We start from the raw sequence: 6,576 nt of genomic DNA, 5'->3' as shown, positions 1-6,576 counted from the left end.
GCGCGCTCTTCGCGCCGGTCGCCCGCCGCCTCGGCCGCGGCGCGGCCATCTGGCTCGGCCTCGCCGGCGTGGCCGCCGGCGTCGCCGCCCTCGGCCTGCTCCACCCGCTGCCGGCCACCCTCGCCGCCGTCGCGGTGACCGCCACCTTCGGCATGCTGCTGATCAGCGGCGTCAACGTCGTGCTCGTCGGCCACCACGGGCCGGCCGCGCCCGCCGCGCTCGCCGAGGCCAACGCCGTCTGCGCCGGCATGGGCATCCTCGCGCCGCTGGTCATCGGCGCGAGCGTCGACGCCGGCCACGGCTGGCGCCCGGCGATGGCCGTCGAGGTCGGCCTCATCGCGATCGTCGCCCTCGCCGCCCTGACCTTCCGGGTACGCCTGCCGAAGAGTTCCCGCCCAGCGCGTCTGGCGCCGCGCAGTGACCCGGAGCCGCCGGCCGCCACCCCCGGCTCCCGGGGTCGCGCCGCCCGGCTGCCGAGGGCCTACTGGATCGCCTGGTTGCTGATGTCGGTGACCGGCTCGATCGAGGTCTGCCTGTCGCTGTGGACGGCCGACGTGCTGCGTACCCATGCCGGGCTGAGCCCCGGCGGCGCCTCCGCCGCCGTCGCCGCGATCGTCTGCGGCATGTTCGCCGGCCGGGCGGCCGGCGGCCGGTTCGCGCTGCGCCTGCCGCCCGTGCCGCTGCTGCTCGGCGCGCTGACCGTCTCCCTTATCGGCTTCGCCCTCTTCTGGTCCGCCCCGGTCGGCTGGCTCGCCGTCACCGGCCTGGTCGTGCTCGGGCTGGGCAACGCCCTGCACTACCCGCTGGCGATCTCCATCGCGCTCGCCGTGGCCGGTCCCGCCGCCGACAAGGCCGCTGGCTGGTCCTCGTACTCGATGGGGGTGGGCTTCGGGATCGCGCCGGTCGCGCTGGGCTGGGTGGCCGACGGCGTCGGTCCCCACCTGGCCTTCCTGCTGCTGCCCGGCTTCATCGCGGCGGCCCTGCTGCTCACCGCCCGCCTCGGCCGCGCCCTCCGCACGTCTCACCCCACCGAAGACCCGGCCCCGGTCCCCGTCTGATCGCCCACCCGGCCGGCCCTTGATCGCCGCGCCCGGTCGGGCTTGGCCGCCGCGCCCCCGGTGGGGCTTGATCGACTCGCCTTGCGGCAGACCGCGCCTTCCCGTCGCCGGGATGCCTCGCCATGCCGCATCCCGAGTGGGCGGCGGGCGAAAGGCGGCCGAGGTGGCGGTCTCCCCGCGGCGGGACTCCGCCATTTCGCAATCCGGCTCAGCGCACTCGGGCGAGGGTGACGCCGTCGGCGATCGGGAGCATGACCACGTCGACGCGGACGTCGGCGAGGATCTCGTCGTTGAACGCGGCGATCGCCCGGTCGTCGGCGTTCTGCGGAGCGAGCACCCGGCCACCGCGCAAGGTGTTGTCCACCGCGATGACCGCGCCCGGGCGCATCCGGGGCACCAACTCGTCCCAGTAGATTGGGTACCCGACCTTGTCCGCGTCGATGAACGCCAAGTCCAGATACCGCTCCCGGGGCAGCTCCCGCAGCGTCTCCGCGGCCGGTCCGATCCGCAGCTCTATCCGGTCCTGCACGCCGGCCCGGGTCCAGTACCGCCGGGCGATGCCCGTGTACTCCTCTGAGATGTCGAAGCAGGTCAGCCGGCCGCCCTCAGCGAGCCCCCGGGCGATCGCCAGCGAGGAGAGCCCGGTGAACGTGCCCACCTCGACGGCCTGCCGGACGCCGAGCAGCCGGGTGAGGAAGGTCAAGAACGCGGCCTGCTCCGGCGCGACCTGCATGTCCGCCTCGGCGGGCAGGGCAGCCCGGGTCTCCTCGGCCAACTCCCGGACGACCTCGTCCGGGGTGGATCCGTGCGCGACGAGATAGGCGTGCAGTTCCGGTGTCAGCGGCAACGGCTTCGTGGACATGACCCGACGCTAGCCGAGATGTTCCATCTCCTGACCCCCCGGCGCGACCTTCGTCCACAGATCGGTGATGCTCAGGTCCAGCTCGGCGAGCAGACCGCGCAGCAGCGGCAGGCTCAACCCCACCACCGTCCCCGGGTCACCCTCGATACCGGTCAAGAACGCCCCGCCCAGCCCATCGATGGTGAAGGCCCCGGCCACTGCCAGGGGCTCGCCCGTCGCCACGTACGCGGCGATCTCCTCGTCGCTGATGTCGGCGAAGTGCACCGTCGTCGACGCGAGCGCCTCCGCCCGCGACTCGTGGACCACGTCGATCAGGCAGTGCCCGGTGTGCAGCACCCCGCTGCGCCCCCGCATCCGCTCCCACCGCCGGGTGGCGTCCGCCGCGTCGGCCGGCTTGCCCAGAATCTCCCCGTCGAACGCCAGCACCGAGTCACAACCCAGCACCAACGTCCGCTCGTCGGGCGTGGCGCGGAGCCGGCCCAGCACCGCCTGCGCCTTCAGCCGGGCAAGCTCCAGGCACAACTCGTCCGCCCGGTCACTGACCACCTGCGACTCGTCGACACCGCTGACCAGCACATCCGGTTCGATCCCGGCGGCCTGGAGCAGCTTGCGGCGGGCGGGACTCTGCGAGGCGAGCACGAGGCGCAGCGGTACGGAGGTCGACACCCCACCGACGCTACCGGCTGATCCGCGGCGGTGGGTCGTCGGCACGGCGACGCCGCCGCCACACGAGATAGCCCCCACCCGCCGCCACGAGCACTCCCAGCGTCGCCAGCCCGCGCGCGGTCGCCCCGTCGTCGCCACCGCCGTCCGCCGGTTCCGCCCTCGTCGGCGCGGTCACGTTCGACGACTCGAAGCCCAGCGGGGGTACGTCCGCGGTGAGCGCGGCGACCAGGTCAATGACGCCGTAGCCGTACTCGTCGTCGCGGCCCGGCGGCCCTTGTCGATCGCTGTGGCGGTGAGGCGGTGGGCTACCTCCTGAGCGGGGAGGTCCGGGTATTTGGAACGGATCAGGGCGGCGGGGCCAGCCACCATCGCGGTGGCCGTGCGAGGTTCCGGTACCGACGCGGTGGGTGCCGTTGATGCTCGTGCTGTAGATGTCGACTGCCGGGGCCACCACGTCGATCTCTGGGCCGGTGACGGAGATGGCGGCGTGGTTCCCGTTCCTGTCGATACCCCCGACAGCGATGACACCTGGTTCGCTGGCGGGATACTCAACCATCCCAGAGCTGTCCGTGTTTCCTGCAGCTGCCACGACCACGATGTCCGCCTGAATCGCCGATCTTATGGCCTGCTGCAAGGGGACGTCTGCTGACCCGCCTGCAGAAATGCTGATTACATCTACCCCATGAGCAATGGCGAAGGTGATCCCTTCGGCTAGTTCGTCGTGTTGCCGCTTTCGTTTTTATGCTTTCCCCTGACGGGAAGGATTTTAGACTCCGGAGCTATTCCGAGAGCCACAGCCGTTTTCTTTCTGCCGTGTGCTGCGATTAGCCCTGCCATGCCGGTCCCGTGGCCGTCCGAATCTTCGCGACCGTCCCCGGGGTTTCCGGCTGTGCTGTCGATCCCTACAAGCAAGCTCTGCCGCAAGTCCGGGTGAGGTGATACGCCCGTGTCAACAACGGCTACAGTAACGCCTGCGCCTCTAGATAAATCATGCGCCTTCTCTGTCTGGAGAAATCGTAGATCCCATTGCTCTCCCCGGACTTGCTCAGCGTTAGGAGTGGTTAGTTGCGCAGAGGCCGGTCCGCCTGTGGCGACCGTAGTTGCGCCGAGGAGGAAGCTCGCCAGCGCGGTGAACGCCGTCCTTCTCACTTATCGAACCCAATTGCCGGCCCCGGATCGATCGGGCCCTTCTCTTCGGGCGGGTGAACGACGGGCGGTACCCCCTCGTCGGTCTGCCACGGGTGATCGGGGTCCCAGGGGCGCGGTTCGCGTTCTTTGTTGAAGGCTTGGGACGAACGGGTGTGGTCGCGACCTGGATATCCCTGGCCGGGTGACCCTCCATTAGGGGCCATCCCATGTGGCCCAGTAACTTGTGAGACTCTTCCAGCGCCTGGGCGGGAGCCGGCTCCGCCTGTCGGTGCGGTACCTGCTGAGCCGCCACCAATCACTCCGCCAACCGGATTGGCTCGTCGCGGAGTAACTGACGAGCCTGGCTGGCCGATGCCAGTTCCAGGTACTCCACCGATCAGTCCATTGGAGGATGGTGGCCTCGGCGGAAGGATGTGGGAAGGCCCTTCTGCGCCACCTGCCGGCGACCGACCTAATGGCCCAGATGACTCCTGGATGGGATTTAGGCGTGGCGAGTGAACCGGCGAGTGCGGAACGACCGGCAATGACGGAGGGCTGCCAATCGCTGGGTGAGTGGTAGGCGGCGCGGCGGAGCCGACGGAGCCTGTGATGGGGTTGGCTGGGGCGGGCGCTAGTCCCGGGCTTGCGCTACCCAGAATCGGCCCTACTCCTGGCGCTGGGGGAACCGCCACAGGTCGTCCTGCCGTTGTTGCGCGATCGCTACGGACGGCCGTGCCGGCGGTCGGAATTGGCATGGCCACGATTGGGGGGATGACAGGAGTTGGTGAAAGGTCAGACGGGCCTGCGCTGGGCTGATCACGGCCGGGCAAGATCTTTGGCGGAGGCTGGCGGAGCATGGCCTGCGCCTGTTGGAGTTCGCCGCTCAACCCCGACATCAACCCCCGTGCCTGCACGTTCAGCCGCTCCAGATCCGCCTCCGTCACCGGCGACGTCACCGGCAGCCGGCCACCCGCGACCGCCTTCGGGTCGGCGACGATCTCCTCGTACGCCTGCTTCTGCTGGAACTTGGCCACGTACTCGTCGTAGAGCGGCTTAAGTTCCGCGCGGGTGCTGCCGATGGCGCGGGTGGCGGCGGCGAGCGCGTCGTAGTTGGCGGCAGCGGCGTCGTGGGTGCGTTGCACCTTGTCGATGAGCTGGTCCAACTCTCCGATGTAGGCCCGGGCGGCGGCGTTGGTCTCCGGCGGCCAGGCCTCGGCGAGTCCGCGTCGGTACTCGCGCAGGCGCCCGAGGTGGGCCAGGGCGAGGTCGCAGATCTTGCGCCAGCCGGCGACCTGCTTCCACTGGCCGGTGGTGTCCTGGTCCTGGAGGCACGCCCACATGCTGTGCAGATCCATCAGTTGCCAGTCGGTGAGTCCGCGGGTGCGGCCGCTGCCCCGTTCGATCACGGCAGCACCACCGGCCCGTCGTCGGGCGCGGTGGGATCGTGCAGCGGCGGTGTGGGACGCGCCATCGTCGTGGTCGGTCTGGCGAGCGCCCGCTCGACATCGGCCACCCCCGCCGCGCTGAAGGCGTCGGAGTGCTGATACGCGCTGGCGATGAGGCCGGCGGCCTCGGCGAGGTGCCCGGTGGCGGGAACCATGCCCCAGACCACCTGAGCGGCGGCCGTCTGGGTCTCGTGGTGCGCCTGGAGGAACTGCACCAGCTCGACGAACGCGTCGGCCGGGTTGGGGAGCTCCGCCTTCAGGTCGTCGGCGATGTACGACAGGTGCGGCGCGTAGTTGCGGGTCACCTCATCCTGAAGCCGGTCGGCGAACTCTCGCATCTGACGGATGTCGGCCTCGATGCCGCCGTAACTACGCAGCCAACCCGCCGGCTGGTTCCCCTCGGGGATCATCGACCCTCCCTGCCTGTCACCGCGCCGTTTCCCTGAGTGAGGTTAATGGCTCCCGGCGGATCCCGGCAGGGGGCGTACCCGGGGAAGGGTCAGCGCGGGAGACCGGAGGCGCGCCACCCGCCCGGTCCCGCAGCGGGCGCCGCACCCGCCGGACGGGCGCTTCGCGCCCACTGCGAGACGGCGGCCGGCGCGGGGGCGGCGGCGGGTCGCGTCCGGACGACGATCGCGCCGACCAGCGCGGCCAGCTCCTCGGCGGTGGGCACCCCGCGGACGATCCGGAACAGCGGCTCTTCGGCAGACATGCCCTCAGGGTACGCGTCGAGAACTTGACCTTCGCCGCACAGTGGCGTGCCGACGGTGTGAGCGTTGAGGCTGCCGGGTACGGTCTCAGCGATGTCTAACGCGCTTCCCCAACTCGTTGCCGACCGGTACCGGCTCATCTCGCCGCTCGGCCAGGGCGGCATGGGTCGGGTGTGGAAGGCGCGCGACGAGGTCCTGCACCGGGACGTGGCGATCAAGGAACTGGTCCCGCCGCCCAGCCTCACGCCGGAGGAGCGCCGCGAAATGCGCGAGCGCTCGCTGCGGGAGGCGCGGGCCATCGCCCGCCTCAACAACATCAACGTCGTCCGCATCTTCGATGTGCTGCGTACCGACGGCGATCCGTGGATCGTCATGGAGTACGTGCCATCCAAGTCCTTGCAGGACACCATCGCCGAGGACGGCCCGGTGTCGCCCGCGAAGGCGGTCGAGATCGGCCTCGGGGTGCTGGGCGCGCTGAAGGCCGCGCACAAGGCCGGCATCATGCACCGCGACGTGAAGCCGGGCAACGTGCTGCTCGGCAACGACGGCCGGGTGGTGCTCACCGACTTCGGCCTGGCCACCATCCCGGGCGACCCGAACGTCACCCGGACCGGCATGGTGCTCGGCTCGCCCGCGTACATCGCGCCGGAGCGGGCCCGGGACGGCACGGCGGGTCCGGAGGCCGACCTCTGGTCGCTCGGCGCGAC

Annotated in this window: 6 protein-coding genes and 1 pseudogene; 2 read left to right on the top strand and 5 right to left on the bottom strand. The window is 70.7% G+C overall.

The features are described 5' to 3' along the window. Nucleotides 1-1,058, top strand: a 1,058-nt coding sequence (locus ACWEVO_RS26290; protein ID WP_452310180.1) for an MFS transporter, incomplete at its 5' end; no start/stop codon positions are given. A 208-nt stretch (nt 1,059-1,266) separates the two neighbouring features. On the opposite strand, the gene ACWEVO_RS26285 is transcribed toward ACWEVO_RS26290, so the two are convergent. From ACWEVO_RS26285 to ACWEVO_RS26265, 5 genes and pseudogenes are all read right to left on the bottom strand, one after another. Continuing rightward, entirely contained in the window at nt 1,267-1,920 is a 654-nt protein-coding gene (locus ACWEVO_RS26285) for an O-methyltransferase (protein ID WP_452310179.1), read from the bottom strand. Between the two features lie 9 nt (nt 1,921-1,929). After that, complete coding sequence (locus ACWEVO_RS26280) at nt 1,930-2,586, bottom strand: Maf family protein (RefSeq protein WP_452310178.1); 657 nt, start codon at nt 2,584-2,586, stop codon at nt 1,930-1,932. A gap of 10 nt (nt 2,587-2,596) precedes the next feature. Further along, a pseudogene (mycP, locus tag ACWEVO_RS26275) lies at nt 2,597-3,735 on the bottom strand (type VII secretion-associated serine protease mycosin). 1,381 nt (nt 3,736-5,116) lie between these two features. Next, nucleotides 5,117-5,569 carry a hypothetical protein gene (locus ACWEVO_RS26270; RefSeq protein WP_452310177.1) on the bottom strand — a complete coding sequence of 151 codons (453 nt, stop codon included), beginning with the start codon at nt 5,567-5,569 and terminating at the stop codon, nt 5,117-5,119. 89 nt (nt 5,570-5,658) lie between these two features. Then, nucleotides 5,659-5,871 (bottom strand): acyl-CoA carboxylase subunit epsilon, encoded by a 213-nt coding sequence (locus tag ACWEVO_RS26265; RefSeq protein WP_452310176.1) that lies wholly within the window; start codon nt 5,869-5,871, stop codon nt 5,659-5,661. A 91-nt stretch (nt 5,872-5,962) separates the two neighbouring features. On the opposite strand from ACWEVO_RS26265, the gene ACWEVO_RS26260 reads away from it, so the two are divergent. Next, a partial coding sequence (locus tag ACWEVO_RS26260) for a serine/threonine-protein kinase (protein WP_452310175.1) occupies nt 5,963-6,576 on the top strand: 614 nt, incomplete at its 3' end.

The organism is Micromonospora sp. NPDC003776, from assembly GCF_053605645.1.
This window is presented reverse-complemented; position numbering and strand designations above follow the sequence as displayed.

Bases quoted from the DNA above. Each gene is read 5' to 3' on its own strand.
- ACWEVO_RS26285 (WP_452310179.1), bottom strand. From the start codon at position 1,920: ATGTCCACGAAGCCGTTGCCGCTGACACCGGAACTGCACGCCTATCTC.
- ACWEVO_RS26270 (WP_452310177.1), bottom strand. From the start codon at position 5,569: ATGATCCCCGAGGGGAACCAGCCGGCGGGTTGGCTGCGTAGTTACGGC.
- ACWEVO_RS26265 (WP_452310176.1), bottom strand. From the start codon at position 5,871: ATGTCTGCCGAAGAGCCGCTGTTCCGGATCGTCCGCGGGGTGCCCACC.